The 16,071-nt window shown below is 71.5% G+C and carries 17 protein-coding genes; 5 read left to right on the forward strand and 12 right to left on the reverse strand.

Translation table 11 applies throughout. The features are described from left to right. Positions 1-40 precede the first annotated feature (40 nt). Entirely contained in the window at positions 41-1,156 is a 1,116-nt protein-coding gene (locus AB0I91_RS16895; protein WP_499637408.1) for a hypothetical protein, read from the reverse strand. A gap of 148 nt (positions 1,157-1,304) precedes the next feature. On the opposite strand from AB0I91_RS16895, the gene AB0I91_RS16900 reads away from it, so the two are divergent. Further along, positions 1,305-2,156, forward strand: a complete 852-nt coding sequence (locus tag AB0I91_RS16900; RefSeq protein WP_499637410.1) for a C39 family peptidase — start codon at positions 1,305-1,307, stop codon at positions 2,154-2,156. Between the two features lie 68 nt (positions 2,157-2,224). On the opposite strand, the gene AB0I91_RS16905 is transcribed toward AB0I91_RS16900, so the two are convergent. Further along, positions 2,225-3,139 carry a GIY-YIG nuclease family protein gene (locus AB0I91_RS16905; protein ID WP_499637412.1) on the reverse strand — a complete coding sequence of 305 codons (915 nt, stop codon included), beginning with the start codon at positions 3,137-3,139 and terminating at the stop codon, positions 2,225-2,227. A gap of 469 nt (positions 3,140-3,608) precedes the next feature. Here AB0I91_RS16905 and AB0I91_RS16910 point away from each other — a divergent pair, with 469 nt between their 5' ends. After that, positions 3,609-3,761 (forward strand): hypothetical protein, encoded by a 153-nt coding sequence (locus AB0I91_RS16910; RefSeq protein WP_498778427.1) that lies wholly within the window; start codon positions 3,609-3,611, stop codon positions 3,759-3,761. A gap of 68 nt (positions 3,762-3,829) precedes the next feature. Here the strand turns inward: AB0I91_RS16910 and AB0I91_RS16915 are convergent, their stop codons facing one another. The 4 genes from AB0I91_RS16915 to AB0I91_RS16930 are packed head-to-tail and all read right to left on the reverse strand — an operon-like array spanning position 3,830 to position 7,103. After that, positions 3,830-4,162, reverse strand: coding sequence for a cytidine deaminase-like protein (locus AB0I91_RS16915; protein ID WP_498778426.1), 333 nt, complete (start codon positions 4,160-4,162; stop codon positions 3,830-3,832). Continuing rightward, positions 4,155-5,453 carry a hemolysin family protein gene (locus tag AB0I91_RS16920; RefSeq protein WP_498778434.1) on the reverse strand — a complete coding sequence of 433 codons (1,299 nt, stop codon included), beginning with the start codon at positions 5,451-5,453 and terminating at the stop codon, positions 4,155-4,157. Before AB0I91_RS16920 ends, AB0I91_RS16915 begins: the two co-directional genes overlap by 8 nt. A 13-nt stretch (positions 5,454-5,466) precedes the next feature. Further along, positions 5,467-6,021: an rRNA maturation RNase YbeY gene (ybeY, locus tag AB0I91_RS16925; protein WP_498778425.1), complete on the reverse strand. Its 555-nt coding sequence runs from the start codon at positions 6,019-6,021 to the stop codon at positions 5,467-5,469. Between the two features lie 5 nt (positions 6,022-6,026). Continuing rightward, a complete protein-coding gene (locus AB0I91_RS16930; RefSeq protein ID WP_498778424.1) occupies positions 6,027-7,103 on the reverse strand; it encodes a PhoH family protein in 1,077 nt (358 codons plus the stop codon). Positions 7,104-7,241: 138 nt separating this feature from the next. Between AB0I91_RS16930 and AB0I91_RS16935 the strand changes: the two genes are divergently transcribed. Continuing rightward, positions 7,242-8,030: a GNAT family N-acetyltransferase gene (locus AB0I91_RS16935; RefSeq protein WP_499637415.1), complete on the forward strand. Its 789-nt coding sequence runs from the start codon at positions 7,242-7,244 to the stop codon at positions 8,028-8,030. An 11-nt stretch (positions 8,031-8,041) separates the two neighbouring features. Here AB0I91_RS16935 and AB0I91_RS16940 read toward each other — a convergent pair whose 3' ends face one another. The 5 genes from AB0I91_RS16940 to hrcA form a co-directional block, all read right to left on the reverse strand. Continuing rightward, positions 8,042-8,383 (reverse strand): histidine triad nucleotide-binding protein, encoded by a 342-nt coding sequence (locus AB0I91_RS16940; RefSeq protein WP_498778422.1) that lies wholly within the window; start codon positions 8,381-8,383, stop codon positions 8,042-8,044. A gap of 81 nt (positions 8,384-8,464) precedes the next feature. After that, complete coding sequence (locus AB0I91_RS16945; RefSeq protein ID WP_498778421.1) at positions 8,465-9,025, reverse strand: alpha/beta hydrolase family protein; 561 nt, start codon at positions 9,023-9,025, stop codon at positions 8,465-8,467. 317 nt (positions 9,026-9,342) lie between these two features. Further along, positions 9,343-10,077: a 16S rRNA (uracil(1498)-N(3))-methyltransferase gene (locus AB0I91_RS16950; protein WP_499637418.1), complete on the reverse strand. Its 735-nt coding sequence runs from the start codon at positions 10,075-10,077 to the stop codon at positions 9,343-9,345. Next, entirely contained in the window at positions 10,074-11,219 is a 1,146-nt protein-coding gene (gene dnaJ / locus AB0I91_RS16955) for a molecular chaperone DnaJ (RefSeq protein ID WP_230572916.1), read from the reverse strand. The genes AB0I91_RS16950 and dnaJ overlap by 4 nt, the downstream gene beginning before the upstream one ends. A gap of 81 nt (positions 11,220-11,300) precedes the next feature. Beyond that, complete coding sequence (hrcA, locus tag AB0I91_RS16960; RefSeq protein ID WP_498778419.1) at positions 11,301-12,323, reverse strand: heat-inducible transcriptional repressor HrcA; 1,023 nt, start codon at positions 12,321-12,323, stop codon at positions 11,301-11,303. 110 nt (positions 12,324-12,433) lie between these two features. Here hrcA and AB0I91_RS16965 point away from each other — a divergent pair, with 110 nt between their 5' ends. Both AB0I91_RS16965 and AB0I91_RS16970 read left to right on the forward strand, forming a co-directional pair. Further along, positions 12,434-13,207: a GNAT family N-acetyltransferase gene (locus AB0I91_RS16965; protein WP_499611010.1), complete on the forward strand. Its 774-nt coding sequence runs from the start codon at positions 12,434-12,436 to the stop codon at positions 13,205-13,207. A gap of 595 nt (positions 13,208-13,802) precedes the next feature. Next, the gene (locus AB0I91_RS16970; RefSeq protein ID WP_499637420.1) at positions 13,803-14,465 is read left to right on the forward strand and encodes a rhomboid family intramembrane serine protease; all 663 of its coding nucleotides are present in this window, start codon (positions 13,803-13,805) and stop codon (positions 14,463-14,465) included. Between the two features lie 281 nt (positions 14,466-14,746). On the opposite strand, the gene hemW is transcribed toward AB0I91_RS16970, so the two are convergent. Continuing rightward, positions 14,747-15,961, reverse strand: coding sequence for a radical SAM family heme chaperone HemW (hemW, locus tag AB0I91_RS16975; protein ID WP_499637421.1), 1,215 nt, complete (start codon positions 15,959-15,961; stop codon positions 14,747-14,749). Positions 15,962-16,071 lie beyond the last annotated feature (110 nt).

Below are 16,071 nucleotides of genomic sequence, written 5' to 3' on the forward strand. Positions count from 1 at the left end.
ATTGTCCCCGCACCCGTCGGCCGCGCCGCGTCAGCCCTCGTCAGTCCTTTCGGTCGTCGCGCTCACGGGCGGGCCGGGGACTCTGCGCCCCGGTCGCGAACGCGCGCAACCCCAACGGGGCCGCGAACGCCTCCTCGAACCACCGCAGGTCGTCGTCCTGGTCCGGGTCGTCGACGAACGCCCGGACCACCGCGCACCACTCGTCCCGGTCGAGCACGGCCCGGTAGCGGTCGACCGACCGTGCCCGCCGCTCGGCCGTGCCGATCTCCGAAGCCCGCAGGTGGTGGGCGATGACAGCCGCCCGGGTGTACCGGCCCGCGCTGGGCGCCTGCCGACCCAGGTGGTCGGCGTACGCGTCCAGCACGGCGTGCGCGTGCGGGTAGTGGTCCAAGGTCCCGCCCATGCCCTCCGCGCCCGCGATCCTGGCCAGCAGGAGTCCGGTGTGGTCCACGAAATCGTCATCCGACCAGGTGGTGATGGCTTCGTGCAGGTGGGCGGCCGTCGCCACCCGTGCCGCGAAGTAGGAGTTGAGGAAGTCTCCGTCGCACGACCGGCGCAGCAGCCAGTCCCGTTCCTCCGTGCCGCCGACCAGGCACAACGCCTCCACCACGTACACGCGGCCCCAACCGGCGACCCGGTCGCCCAACCACACCAGGGCCTCCGCGCCGCCGCGCCGACGTTTCAGCGCGTCGGCGGCCAACCACCCGAACGAGTTCGACAGCAGGCCGATCGTGCGGATCAGCGGGATGTCGTCCTCGTCCCGGCCGGTGGCCAGCAGCGCCAGGCCCAACGCCACGGCGGGCTGGTCCGGGCCGTGCCGGACCAGCCACCGGCCGGTCTCCCGCACGCGCTCCCGATCGGCCCGGCGCGCCGCGGCGGTCATGCGGTCGTTGCGGAAGATCGGCACGTCGAGGTCGCGGACGGCTTCGGCGAGGGCCTGCGGTGGGTCGTCACCGGCGAAGTGGCGGTCCAGGGCCTTGGCGACGTCCGCCCCGACCCGGCGTCGACCGCCCTGCCCGGAGTGGCGCTTCGCGCGCGGCTCGCCGGGGAACGGTCGGCCCTCGTTCGGCAGCGGTCGGTCGGGGTGCTGCTCGTGCAACCGCACGGCGTGCTCGTACAGGCTGATCCGGGGTCCCGCCCCGGTCGTCCCGCTCATCGGCGGGCGGAGGACTCGATTCTCTCGGTCATGATCGCGAGCCTAGCCGCTGCGCGACCACGAAGTCGCCCCTCTCCGGCCCGGAACCCCGGGCGGCACGGTCGGCTCACACCCCGGGTGACCGCCCGGTAACCCTCTGGAGGCTCCCGTGACACTGCTCCGCGCCCTGCTCTTACCCGTGTTGGTGGCATCGACCCTGGTCGGCGGCGCCGGCGTGGCGTCGGCGGCGACCGCCACCGTCGGCAACACCGACGGCGACGGGCTGAACGTGCGGTCCGCGCCGACCTCGGCCAGTTCGTCGCTCGGCCTGGTGTGGGACGGGCAGCGGGTCGACATCTCGTGCCAGGTGCGCGGCCAGTCGGTGACCAACACGCGTGGGTTCACCAGCGACCTGTGGGACTACGTGCCCGCGTTGCGCGGCTACCTGGCCGACGCCTACCTGGCCACCGGCTACGACTACCGCATCCCCGGCGTGCCGGACTGCGGCACGCAGACCGGGCGGCTGGTGCCGGTGTCGCAGTTCCACGGTCAACCCAACCAGGGCGAGGACTGCGGACCGGCCAGCGTGGTGTCCGCCCTGCTCGCGGCGGGCGTGACGCCCAGGTCGTGGAACGCGAGCCGCCCGGTCGACGCGATCAACCGCGCGCGGTCCGACATGGGCTACGACCCGACGTGGAACGACCCGAACAAGTTCGGCACGAACGAGTCCGACGTCAAACGCGCGCTCGCGGCCAACGGCGTGTCCGCGACGGTCGTCTTCAACGACCTGAACCGGGTGCTCACCCACGTCCGCAACGGCCGCCCGGCGATCATGGCGGGCAACATGGTCAGCCTGCCCTGGTCAGGCCGCAACGTCCCGCACTTCCTCACCGTCGCCGCCTACGACGGGGACTACCTGGTCCTCGACCCGGCGTCCCAGGCGATCGTCTACCGGGCGTCCGCCTCGACCCTCTCGGCCTACTTCAACCACGACCTCGGCCGCGCGGGCGTGCTGCTCTGAGAGCCCTCTTCCCGACCGGCAGCTGCCAAGGCGGCCGGTCGGGAGCGGCTCTTCGGACACCGCCGCCATCAACGGTCGTGCACCACGAACCCCTGAACCACCGAATTCCGATAGGTCCGCAAGGCGGACGGGTAGTGCCTGTCCTCTTGGTAAGCGATCACGTGGCCGGGCAACGCGGTGGCCTGCCAACCGACACCGAGCCCTTTGACCAGAAGCGCCAACGCCGAGTCCACTGTCGGCGGAATCCCCCCGAAGTCCAGCACGACCGCCTCCTCGTCCTTCATCGCGCCGTGGTACCTGAACGCGTAGGGCAAGGACTGCTTCAGCACCGCTGCCGCTTCCCTGATCGAGCGCTCACCGGTCAACTCGCGCACCGGGAGGTACAGGTCCACGGGATGTTGCATGTCGAAGTGGCCCTCGGCGACCGGTGAGGCATCCCGGCCCCGGCCTGGATCGCTGTTGCCGAACCCGTTGCGATTCCACGGGGGAACTACGTGCTGTCGTTTCATCAGCAGCGCTTCGGGAGCGATGGCGGTCAAGTCCTCGCTCACGTACAGGTGCGTGAACGAGACGTCCCGCGGGTCCAAGCCGCGGCGCCCGGAGATCTTCCTGAGCGCCCGACCGAGGTTGGCCGGCAAGGTGCGCTCGGCCTTCCCGATGTAGACCAACTGCCCCCTGTGGAACAGCTCGTAGATGCCGGGACGCGGTTGGAGGCGGTCGAGGTTCCCTTCGTCCAGCGGTTGAGGTGACGACTCGGCGAGCCTTGCCCCGAGTTGCTGGGTGAACGCCGCGGTGAAGCTGAAGGCGAAGTCCCCGCCGTCGCTGCTCGAAGTCAGAGGTGGCCGTGCGCGCACGGGGTCCGCGCTCCTCGGGTAGGCCATCACCGGGCTCTCGCTGCCCGTTCCCGCTGTCCGGGGCGCACGTGCTCCTGCCGAACCCCCGCGGTCGGGTGCAGGCGCATCGGCCAACCGTTCGGCGGCCAACCTCAGCACCCGGAAGCGCTCGACCTGCAGGGCGGTGTCCAACCCAGCCGGCGGCGACAATACGGTCACCAGGGCTTCGAGGAGGTCCCAGTTCGGCAGCAGCGGTTTCGCGAACGCCCGGCGAACCCATTCGTGGGTGGCCGTGGTGCGGAAGGCGCCCGCGTTGATATGTCCCGCCACCCGGCGGGCACTCGGCCTCCCCGCCAGGCGGTGCAGCTCGTGCAGCGCTTCGTTCAACTCACGCAGGTGCGGTGGAAGAGGATCCGGTCGAGCGAAGGGCGGCATCACACCTCAACACGGCAAGAACTGTCAACAGCTGTCAACGCGCGTCAACCGGCGGTCCGCCGGCTCCACTCGGCCGTCACATGATGACCAACTCCGTCACCGTTCGTCTACCTGCTCCCGAGAGCCCCGAAGCTGGAACTACCAGCGCACCGAGCGGGTGGGCTCAACGTGAAAGGGGACGCGGGTGTCCGTGGTCGACATCGTCCTGTCAGCTGGACTGGTTTCGCTCCTCGTACTTCTCGGCGTCGTGTACCCGGCTGTCTGGTCGCGGCAGGCCGCACGCAGGAAGGACGCGTACCGCGTGCTCGACCTGCTGCTGCGCAGGCGTCGCCGATGACTCCGATCAGCTCTGGCCCGCCACCGGGCCCGGCTGGCCAACGAGGGCGGACCGTGGTGCGGGTGCCCCTACACGGTCTCCTGCACGGCGCCGGACGCGTCGGCGCGCAGCACCGGCGCGCCGGCGGTCAGGTCGCGCACGGCCGAGACGGAGTCCGCGTCCACGGACTCCGAGGCGGTGACGACGGCTGCCGCTTCCAAGCCCTCGGCGCCGCTCGACACCGCCGCCGCGACCGCCGCCTGGAGGGCGGTGAGCTTGAGCGACGGCAACGCGACCGTGGTGGCCGCGTAGGTCCGGCCGTCCGTGTCACGCACCGCCGCGCCCTCCGCCGCACCCGTGCGGGCCCGCGCCGAGCGCGCCAGCGTCACGATCTTCTGGTCCTCGGGGTCGAGCTCACTCACCGGTGGTCCCCTCGCTGTCGTCGCCGTTGTGCACCGGGCGCACGAGCACCGTCGTGATGCGCATCCGCCCGCGTTCGTCCTTGCCGCCCTCGGCCCGCATCCGCAGGCCCGCGATCTCCGCTTCCGTGCCCGGCAGCGGCACGCGGCCCAGGCGCTGCGCCAGCAGGCCGCCGACCGTCTCCACCTCGTGGTCGTCCAGCTCCGTGCCGAACAACGCGTCCAGGTCGTCCACCGGCAACCGCGCGCTGACCCGCACCGAACCGTCGGTCAGGTGCTCCACCGGCGGCCGGTCGTCGGTGTCGGACTCGTCGGTGATCTCGCCGACGATCTCCTCCAGGATGTCCTCGATGGTGAGCAGGCCGGCCGTGCCGCCGTACTCGTCCACCACGACCGCCAGGTGGTTGCGCGACAGCTGCATCTCCCGCAGCAGGTCCGCGATCGGCTTCGAGTCCGGGATGAACGACGCCGGCTTCATCACGTCCGCCACCGACGTGCCGTTGGGCTCCTCGGCCAGCGTCAGCCGCACCAGGTCCTTGAGGTTCACCACACCGACGATGTCGTCCACGCTCTCCCCGATCACCGGCACCCGCGTGTACCCGGTGCGCAGCGACAGGGCCAGCGCCTGGCGGATCGACTTGGCCTGCTCGATCCACACGATCTCGGTGCGCGGCACCATCACCTCGCGCGCGATCGTGTCACCCAGCTCGAAGACCGAGTGGATCATCTCCCGCTCGCCCTCGTCCACGACGCCGCGCTCCTGCGCCATGTCCACCAGCTCGCGCAGCTCGACCTCGGAGGAGAACGGGCCTTCGCGGAAGCCCTTGCCCGGCGTGATCGCGTTGCCGACCAGGATCAGCAGCTTGCTCAACGGCCCCAGCACGCGGCCGAGCACCCGGATCGGGCCCGCCGCGAGCAGGCTCACCGCGTACGGGTGCTGCCTGCCGAGCGTCCGCGGACCCACGCCGACCAGCACGTACGACACCACGAGCATGCTCAGCCCGGCGACCAGCATGGCCACCCAGTCGGTGGCGATGAGCCCGAGGCACACCACGGTCACCAGCACCGTCGCCGCCAGCTCGCAGCCCAGGCGCAGCAACAGCAGCAGGTTCACGTGCCGCGGCCGGTCGGCCAGCAGCTGGATCAAGTGCCTCGTGCCCGCCCGGCCCTGCCGCTGCAACGCCTCGACGCGTGCCCGCGACACCGTGCCCAGCGCCGCGTCGACGCCCGCGAACGCGCCCGCCGACAACACCAACACCACGGCCAGCACCAGCAAGCCGGCGGAACTGCCTATCACCTCGGCCGCCTCAGGCTGTCGGCTCGGGCCGGTCCGCGTCCTCCAGGCCGACCGCCCCGAGGAGCTTCGAGTCGGCCTCGCGCTGCGCCGACTTGCGCTCGGCCTCGGCCGCGGCCGTGCGGAAGTCGCCCAGGATGCGGTTCTGCAACGTGAACATCTCCCGCTCCTCGGCCGGTTCCGCGTGGTCGTAGCCGAGCAGGTGCAGCACACCGTGCACGGTCAGCAGGTGCAGCTCGTCCAGCAGGCTGTGGCCCGCCTTCTTGGCCTGGTCCTTGGCGAAGTCCGGGCACAGCACGATGTCGCCGAGCAGGGCCGGGCCGAGGCCCGCCGCGTCCGGTCGGCGGGCGGAGTCCAGCTCGTCCATCGGGAACGCCATCACGTCCGTCGGGCCGGGCAGGTCCATCCAGCGCTGGTGCAGGTCCGCCATCACGTCCAGCTCGACCAGCAGGACGGACAGCTCGGCCAACGGGCTGACGCCCATTCGGTCCAGGGCGAACCGGGCGGCGGCGACGATGGACGACTCGTCCACGCTCACGCCCGACTCGTTCGCGATCTCGATGCTCACGGCGCCTATCGTCCCCGGCGTTGCCCGCGCGACCGCGCACCGGGTCCGGCGTGGTGCTGGTGCCCGTTGGCCGCGTCGCCCTCGTCCTGCTCGACCTGCCACTTCTCGTAGGCGTCCACGATGTCCGCGACCAGCCGGTGGCGGACCACGTCGTTGCTGGTCAGGACGGAGAAGTGGACGTCGTCCACGCCTTCGAGGATGTCCTTGACGACCTTCAGGCCGCTGCGCTGCCCGCCGGGCAGGTCGATCTGCGTGATGTCACCGGTCACCACGATCTTCGAACCGAAACCCAATCGGGTGAGGAACATCTTCATCTGTTCGGGCGTCGTGTTCTGCGCCTCGTCCAAGATGATGAACGCATCATTAAGCGTTCTTCCGCGCATGTAGGCCAGTGGGGCGACCTCGATCGTGCCCGCCTGGGTCAGGCGGGGGATCGACTCCGGGTCGACCATGTCGTGCAGCGCGTCGTACAGGGGGCGCAGGTACGGGTCGATCTTCTCGTACAGCGTGCCGGGCAGGTAGCCCAGCCGCTCGCCCGCCTCGACCGCCGGGCGGGTCAGGATGATCCGGTTGACCTGCTTGGCCTGCAGCGCCTGCACGGCCTTGGCCATGGCCAGGTAGGTCTTGCCCGTGCCGGCGGGACCGATGCCGAACACCACGGTGTTCTGGTCGATCGCGTCCACGTAGTGCTTCTGGTTCAGCGTCTTGGGCCGGATGGTGCGGCCACGCCGGGAGATGATGTCGAGGCTCAGCACCTCCGCCGGCGACTCGGCGGTGCCGGCGGACAGCATCGCGACCGTGCGGCGGACCGTGTCCTGGCCGACCTGCTGACCGCGGCTGGCGAGCGTGACCAGCTCGGCGAACACGCGTTCGGCGAACGCCACGTCCGCGGGCTGGCCGGAGAGCGTGATCTCGTTGCCGCGCACGTGCACGTCGGCGACCAGCAGTTCCTCGGCGAGCCGGAGGTTCTCGTCACGCGACCCGAGCAGGGCGAGCACCGCGCCGTCGGGCACGGCGAACTTGGATTGGGCGTCGGCCGCGGTCGGGGCTGCCTGCGGCGTGTTGTCGTCGGTACCGGCCACGTGGCCTCGGGCCCTCTTCCTGCGCGTTCGCGCCGTGCTCGAATGAACTCGACCTACCGCTTCCGATGCTAGCCGCCACCACCGACACTCCGCACCGGAGTAAGAAACGGGTTGGACACGGCGGGTGTACTCGGTGATGTGACGGAGTTGCGCGTGCTCACCCCCGACGACCTGCCCGCCTGCGTCCGCCTCGCATCGGACCGGGGGTGGTCGGAGGAGCCGGAGAAGTGGGCGTTCCTGCTGCGGGTCGGCACCGGGTTCGGGCTGTTCGACGGTGATGAGCTGGTCGGCACCGCCATCGTCACCCGGTTCGGCGACGAGCACGCGGCGGTCAGCATGGTGCTGGTGGCGTCGAGCCACGGCGGTCGCGGGCTCGGGCGGAGGGTGGTGGAGCACGCGCTGGAGTTCGCGGGCACGCCGGTGGTGTCGTTGCACGCGACTTCGTACGGCAAGCCGCTGTACGAGAAGTTGGGGTTCCGGTCGGTGGGCTTGGTGACCGCGCACGTGGGCGCGTTCGGCGGCGCGGCCTCGGGCACGTCGCGGCCGGCCGAGGAGGCGGACCGGGCGAAGCTGGCGGCGGTCGACGCCGAGGTGTTCGGCGCCGACCGGTCGGCGATGTGGCACGCGCTGTTCGGGTTCGCGTCGCAGGTCAGGGTGGCCGAGGACGGGTTCGTGGCGACGTGGCGCAACGGGCCGTTGACGATGGTGGGTCCGGTCGTGGCGCCGTCGGCGGTGCGTGCGGCGGAGTTGGTCGCGGACGTGGCGGTGGGTGCGACGGTGCGGGTGGACGTGCGGGATCGCGCGTTGGGCGCGTGGCTGGAGTCGCACGGGGTGGTGCCGCGGTTCACCGCGGACCTGATGGTGCGGGGTGCGTTCAGCGGTGACCGCGCGCGCCTGTACGCGCCGGTGATGCAGGCCCTGGGTTAGAGCCCTCGGGCTCAGGCGAGCGGGCCGAGCCGCCGTCCGCCGAGGACGTGCAGGTGGGCGTGGAAGACGGTCTGGCCCGCGTCCGCGCCGGTGTTGAACAGCAGCCGGTAGCCGCTGTCGGCGACGCCCTCGGCCTTCGCCACCTCGCCGGCGGCCAGGAACAGGTCGTCCAGCACGGTGGGCGCGGCGGCGGCCAGGGCCACGGCGTCCGCGGCGTGCGTCTTCGGCACCAGCACGACGTGCGTCGGGGCTTGGGGTGCGATGTCGCGGAACGCCAGCGTGGTGTCGGTCTCGTGCACCACGGTCGCCGGGATCTCGCGGGCGACGATGCGGCAGAACAGGCAGTCGGACATGGCTCCGCAGGCTACCGACCCGGGCCGGTCACGCGCCCTGGGCGTTCAACTCGGGGTCGGAACACGCGGGGCCCCCGGGTTCTACGTCCGGGTCAGGCGGAGGGCGGCGGTGCGGCAGGCGGTCCAGGCCGGGGTGCCGGGGGTGATCAGGGACATGTGGTCGGTGGCGGGCAGGGCGATCAGCTCGGCGCCCGAGGCGCGGGCGAAGGCCTCGCTCTGGGCGAACGGCACGTCCTCGTCGTCCTCGCCGTGGACCAGGACCATCGGCTTGGGGATCGGCAGCTGCGCCGCCGGCGAGGCGTCGGCGTAGAGCGCGGGCACCTCGGCCGGTGTGCCGCCCAGCAGTTCGGCGGCACGGCGGGTGATCTCCGGGTGCTGGAGGAAGTCGAGGACGCCCGCCTGCGCCACGGCGCCCACGACGCGGGGGTGGCGGGCGGCGGCCCACACCGCCAGGTGCCCGCCCGCGGAGTGACCCAGCGTGACCACCGGGCCGAGCGCCGGGTCGAGGGCGTCGATCGCGGCGAGCACGTCGTCGCCGGTGGCGGGCCAACCGCCGCCCCCGGTTACCCGCCGGTACTCCACGTTGTACGCGGCCGCGCCGTGAATGACCAGGTCAGCGGCCAGAGGTCGGCCGAGTTCCAATCCGTAGCGCTGATGCCAGAAACCACCATGGATTACCACGATGACCGGAAAAGATTCACCGGACGGCGCGGAAAACTCGCCGAACTGGCTCGGGTGCGGCCCGTAGACGATGCGCAATCGAAACCCCTTGGACGCAAAAAAGAGGCCGCGTCGCGGTGGGACCTGGGGGTCGTCCCACCGCGACGCGGCGGCGCCGGACCGAGGGGGGAGGTGTCCGGCGAGTCTGGTCGAGGGGTGACCCTGGTTAGCCCAATGGAACCCCTCTGCCATGAGCGTAACCCCTATGTCAGGCGTTCGCCAGGAGAGGGCAACACCAATTACCGCCAGCGATCGGTCAGCATACCCAGCGCACCCAAAGCGACCGCCGCCGCCGTCGACGCTCGCAGAACGGTAGGTCCCAGTCGCACTACGTGCGCGCCCGCACCGGTCAACGTGGACAATTCCTCGTCGGTGATGCCACCTTCCGGTCCGACGACGAGCAGCACATCACCCGACGCGGGCAGCTGAACCGATCCGATGCCGACCGAAGCGGATTCGTGCAAAACCAAAGTGACCGCCGACACCGACGCCAACCGCGCCAGCCCGGCGGTGGAAACGGGTTCCGCGACCGACGGCACGCGCGCCCGGCGTGCCTGCTTGGCCGCCTCACGCGCGGTGCTGCGCCAGCGTTCGAGGGCCTTCGCGCCGCGCGGGCCGTCCTCCCACTTCGTCACGCAGCGCGAGGCACGCCACGGCACGACGCCGTCCACCCCGGCCTCGGTGGCCAGCTCGACGGCCAGCTCGCCCCGGTCGCCCTTCACCAGCGCCTGCGCCACCACGACCCGCACGGACGGCTCCGGCACGGTCCACCGTTCGACGACGCGCAGCCGCAGGGAGTCCTTGAACGCCTCCGACACCACGCACCGCACCTGGTCGCCCGTGCCGTCGGAGAGCACCAGCTCCTCCCCCGCGCGCAACCGGCGCACGGTGGCCGCGTGCCGCCCCTCGGGGCCGTCCAGGACGGCCTCGTCACCGGGCGGCAGCGCGGCGACCAGGAAGACCGGCAGCGTCACCGGTGGTTGCGGCCGGACCGCAGCCGCGAGAAGAGCCCGCCACCGCCCTTGCCGTTGTGCGCGAGCGTCGGCTCGTCCTCACCGCGCGACACGGCGAGCTCGCGCAGCAGTTCGGCCTGCCGGGCGTCCAGCTTCGTCGGCGTGACGACTTCGAGGTGCACGTGCAGGTCGCCGCGGCCGTCGATGCGGCCGCTGGACCGCAGCCGGGGCATGCCGCGCCCGGTGAGCACCAGCTCGGTGTTCGGCTGGGTGCCGGGCTCGATCTCCAGCTCCTCCTCGCCGTCCAGCGTCTGCAACGGCAGCACCGCGCCGAGGGCCGCGGTCGTCATCGGGATGCGCACGGAGCAGTGCAGGTTGGCGCCGTCGCGCTCGAAGACCTCGTGCGGCACCTCCTCGACCTCGACGTACAGGTCGCCGGCCGGTCCGCCGCCGGGGCCGACCTCGCCCTGGCCCGCGAGCCGCACCCGCATGCCCTCGGCCACGCCGGCCGGGATCTGCACCGAGATGGTGCGCCGCGAGCGCACCCGGCCCTCGCCCGCGCACTGCTGGCACGGGTCGGGGATGACCTCGCCGAGGCCGCGGCACACCGGGCACGGCCGCGCCGTGACGACCTGGCCGAGGAACGAGCGCTGCACCGACTGCACCTCGCCCCGCCCGCCGCACGTGTCGCAGCGCACCGGGGACGAGCCGTCCGCGCAGCCGCTGCCGACGCACCGGTCGCACAGGATCGCCGTGTCGACGGTCAGCTCGCGCGAAGCCCCCGCCGCGCACTCCTCCAGCGTCATCGACAGCCGGATCAGCGCGTCCGAGCCGGGCTGCACCCGGCTGCGCGGACCACGTCCGCCACCGCCACCCGCGCCGAAGAACGCGTCCATGATGTCGCCGAGACCGAACCCCGCGAACGGGTCGCGCATGCCGCCACCGCCGCCCGACTCCAACGGGTCGCCGCCGAGGTCGACGACCTGCCGCTTCTTCGGGTCCGAGAGGACCTCGTAGGCGGCGGTCACCTCCTTGAAGCGCGCTTCCTCGTTGGGGTTGACGTCGGGGTGCAGCTGCCGCGCGAGCTTGCGGTAGGCGCGCTTGATCTCGTCGGGAGTCGCGTTCTTGGAGACCCCGAGCGTGCCGTAGTAGTCCCTCGCCACCGTGTTTCCTCCTGCGAACGCGCTGCGACACGCGTCCGCTCGCTTGCGAAACGTCCTTCGGGACCGCGGTGTTCCCCGCCGTCACCGTCCGGTCAAGATCTCCCCCACGTAGTTGGCGACCGCTCGCACCGCCGCCATCGTGCCGGGGTAGTCCATGCGGGTGGGCCCCACCACTCCCATGCCGCCGAGCAGGTTGTCCCGGCTGCCGTAGCCGATGGACACGACCGAGGTGCTGCGCATCTCGGCCGCTTCGTTCTCCTCGCCGATGTGCACCAGGATGCGGCCCGGGTCGCGGGCCGCGGCGAGCAGCTTGAGCACCACGACCTGCTCCTCCAGCGCCTCGAGCACCTGGCGCAGCGAACCGGGGAAGTCTGCCACGTTGCGGGTGAGGTTCGCCGTGCCACCCAGGACCAGGCGTTCCTCGGGGTGCTCCACCAGCGACTCGATGAGCACCGTGCTCACCCGCAGCACGATGTCGCGCAGGTCGCCGGGCACCTCGTCGGGCAGCTTCGCGACCTCGGCGGAGGCGTCGGACAGGCGCTTGCCGACCATGGCGCCGTTGAGCATGGACCGGATGCGGGCGACGTTGTCCTCGGTGACCACGTCGCCGAGGTCGACCGAGCGCTGGTCGACGCGGCCGGTGTCGGTGATCAGCACCAGCATCAGGCGCGCCGGTGTGATGGCGAGCACCTCGATGTGCCGGACGGTGGAGCGGCTCAGCGTCGGGTACTGGATGACGGCGACCTGGCGGGTCAGCTGGGCCAGCAGCCGGACGCTGCGGCGCAGCACGTCGTCCAGGTCGTAGGCGCCTTCGAGGAAGTTCTGGATGGCCCGGCGCTCGGGCGTGGACAGCGGCTTGACCTCGCTGAGCCGGTCCACGAACAGGCGGTAGCCCTTGTCGGTCGGCACGCGGCCGGCGCTGGTGTGCGGCTGGGTGATGTAGCCGTCCTCTTCCAGCGTCGCCATGTCGTTGCGCACGGTCGCGCTCGACACACCCAGGTTGTGCCGTTCGACCAGGGCTTTCGAGCCGACCGGCTCCTGGTTGGACACGTAGTCGGCGACGATCGCGCGCAAGACTTCGAACCGGCGCTCATCGGCGTTCACGCGCGTCACCTCCAGGGACGGACAAGGTCCTTCACCTTGAGTTTACGGAGGTTCGCGCCCGGATCGGAAAACCCGCTCGCCGGGCTTCGGCGCGGTCGGTAGCTTCGGGTGTGCTCACCCGCATCCAGGCCGCCCTGCGCGACGCGATCAGGGCCGACGCCGAGCGCGTCGGGCCGTTCCTCGTCCGGTTCGACGCGCACAGCGACAACCTGTTCATGAACTACGCCGTGCCCGACGAGGGCGCGGCGCCGACGCGGGGTGACGTGGACGCGCTGGTGGCGGCGTTCCGGTCGCGGTCGCGCACGCCGAGGCTGGAGTACCTGCGGCCGTCGCCGGTGGTGGACGCGGCGCTGGAGGCGGCCGGGTTCACCGTCGACCAGCTGTTGCCGGTGATGGCGGTCGACGAGCTGGTCGCGCCGCCGTTGCCCGCCGGGCTGACGGTCGAGGCGGTGACCTCGGACGACGACCTGTTCGCGGTGTCGGTGGTGCAGAACACGGCGTTCGGCGTCGGTGGGGTGGTCGGCGCGGAGGACGTGGCGCGGCAGCGGTCGCTGCTGCGCGACGACGGGGTGATCGTGCTGGCCCGGCTGGACGGCGAACCGGTGGGCGCGGGCGCGTGCACGGCGCCGCGGCACGGGCTGTCGCAGGTGGCCGGGATCGCGGTGCCGGCGGCGTTCCGGGGTCGTGGGATCGCGTCCGCGGTCTGCGCCGACCTCACCGCGCGGGTGTTCGACTCGGGCTGCACGCCGTTCCTGGAGACCGAGCCGGACGCGAAGGTGGACCGCCTCTACGGACCGCTGGGCTACCGCACGATCGGCCACTCGGCGTCGGTCACCTTGGGTCGGTCGTCGCTTCCCCGATCCGCCGCGAGCAAGGACGGGTGACCGGTCGTTCGCCCACCGGGTCGGTGAAGCGTCCGTCACACCGGATGGCGCCAGGCACGACCGGCCACCTCGACGCTGCGTACTCGAGTGCCGCTGTGAGTTCCTCGGTCCGCGTTGTCGTGGTCGACACGGGAGTGGCCCTCCCGGATGCCGTTGCGGGACCGACCGGGCACCGGGAGTCGGACGCAGTCACCGCCCAGGAAGTGGGGGCACACCCTGGCCGGCGATCCGCCCCTTTGATCTCCGGCGCCGGCGCCTGGGCCAAGGGTCGGTGTCGGACCGTTCGGGGGCCGGGTCTGCGCGACGAAGCATGGTGTCGGCTGATCAGCCCGCACTTCACCCTTGCGGGCGAGTCCATTGCGGCGGCCAGCCGGGCAGGTTCCATCCCGAACCGCGTAACCAATCCACCAGGCAGGCCGCCGGCGCGACAGGTCTCTTTGCACATTGCGCAACCGTCGATGATCCGAGAATGTCCGGAATATAGCCGGTCGATGAAACCCCTTCGGTCGCCCGTAACGGCGGAACGGATTCCGTCCCGCGCGGAAATGGGGGATTTTCCGTGTCCCTGTCGTTGGGTGACGCGTACGCTCGAGGGGTGACCGGCCCGATCGTCAAGCCCACGAGTACCGATAAGCGCGTCTGGCCACCGAACCCGTGGCGGGCGGTGTTCGTGGTCGGCGGGTTCACCGCACTGCTGTATCTGGTCGAAGCCATCGACGCGGTCCTCCCGGCCGATCTCGACCGGATGTTCGGCATCGTGCCGAGGTCCGTGTCCGGGCTGGACGGCATCCTGCTGGCGCCGCTCCTGCACCTCGGCTGGTGGCACCTGCACGCGGACGCGCCGTTCGTTCTGGTCCTGGGCTTCCTGGCGATGGCCGGCGGTCTGCGCCAGTGGATCGCGGTCACCGCGACCATCTGGCTGATCAGCGGCGTCGGTGTCTGGCTCATCAGTCCAGACGGGGTGCACACCGCCGGGGTGTCCGGCGTGACGATGGGCTGGTTCGTCTTCCTGCTGGCCCGTGGGACCTTCACCCGCGGGGTCCTGCACCTCGGTGTCGCCGTGGCGCTGCTCCTCTACTGGGGCAGCACCCTCTGGCTGATCTTCCCGAGCGACCCGATCATCGCCGGACAGGCACGTTGGTCCGTCTCCTGGCAGGCCCATTTGTTCGGTGCCGCCGCAGGTTTGCTTGCCATGTGGCTGGTAGCCAAGGCCAATTGGCTTGACCGCGCCAAGAAGTGGCGTCACCTCACCTCATGACCGGATGAGGTGCCAGAATGGCGATGTCGCCGGTCCGACACCTGTGCGCCGGCCGCCAGGCGTGCGGAGAGGGCGGAACGAGCGGGACGTGCTGCCACCTCGCGGCCGGCGGCGGCCGCGGTGACTCGAAGAAATCGGCCATGGCCGACATGCCACTTCTGACTTCTACCCCAAATCTTTTTCTGCACTCCCTCGCCCTTCGTTCGAGAGCGCGGTAATGCGCAATCGCGGACGCTGCGCGGTTCCGCGCGTGACGACAAGCCCGACCCTCGATGAGGTGATCACGTGAGTCGGCGCACGACGGCGTCGGCGAGCAGCCGGCCCCGGTCGGTGAGCACGCAGCGGCCCCGGTCGAGGGCGGTGGGGTCCAGCAGGCCGTCGGCGGCGGCGGTCTTGGCTTCGGCTTGGCCCGAGGCGTCGAGGACGTCCAGCGGGAGGCCGGTGGCCAGGCGCAGCTCCAGCAGCACGCGTTCCACCCGGCGGTCGTCGTCGGCGAGGACCTCGCGCCCCGCGGCGGGTGAGGTGCCGGCGGCCAGCAGTTCGGCGTACTTCGCCGGGTGCTTGACGTTCCACCAGCGCACGCCGCCGACGTGGCTGTGCGCGCCGGGGCCCGCGCCCCACCAGTCGGCGCCCTGCCAGTAGAGCAGGTTGTGCCGGCACGCGGCGTCCGCCGACGCGGCCCAGTTCGACACCTCGTACCAGTTCAGGCCCTGCTCGGTCATGGCAGCGTCGATCAGCTCGTACTTGTCCGCGAGCACGTCGTCGTCGGGCATCGGCACCTCGCCGCGACGCACCCGGCGGGCCAGCGCGGTGCCCTCCTCGACGATCAGCGCGTAGGCCGACACGTGGTCCACGCCCGCGCTCCGGACGGCGTCGAGCGACGACCGGAGGTCGTCGACGGTCTCGCCCGGCGTGCCGTAGATGAGGTCGAGGTTCACGTGCTCGAACCCCGCCGCGCGGGCCTCCCGGGCGGCGGCCACCGGGCGGCCCGGCGTGTGCACGCGGTCGAGCACGGCCAGCACGTGCCGGGCGGCCGACTGCATCCCGAGCGAGACGCGGGTGTAACCAGCATCACGGATGGCGGAAAAGAACTCGGGCGACGTGGACTCCGGGTTGGACTCCGTGGTGACCTCCGCGCCGGGCGCGAGGCCGAACGACGACCGCACCGCGTCGAGCACCTGGCCCAGCCCTTCGGCGCCGAGCAGCGACGGTGTGCCACCGCCGACGAACACCGTGTCCACCCCCGGCGGGACACCCAACACGGTCGCCGCGAGGTCCAGCTCGCGGCGCAGCCCTTCCAGCCAGGATGCCGGTGACGCGGAAGTGCCCAGCTCACCGGCGGTGTAGGTGTTGAAGTCGCAGTAGCCGCACCGGGTCGCGCAGAACGGGACGTGGACGTAGACCCCGAACGGGCGGTCACCCAGACCGGTGAGCGCGGAGGTGGGCAGTGAGCCGTCGGGTGGTGCGGGATCACCGATCGGCAGGGCGGAGGGCATGGACCCCATTGTCCCATTTACCAGCACCGCGACCGTCGTCCCACGATGCGGATGGCGGTGGACCACGAGGTGGACGCGTGGCACGCTGAGGCACATGACATCGACCGGAG

The sequence above is a fragment of the Actinosynnema sp. NPDC049800 genome, assembly GCF_040656635.1.
In the GTDB taxonomy this organism is placed as follows: Bacteria; Actinomycetota; Actinomycetes; order Mycobacteriales; family Pseudonocardiaceae; genus Actinosynnema.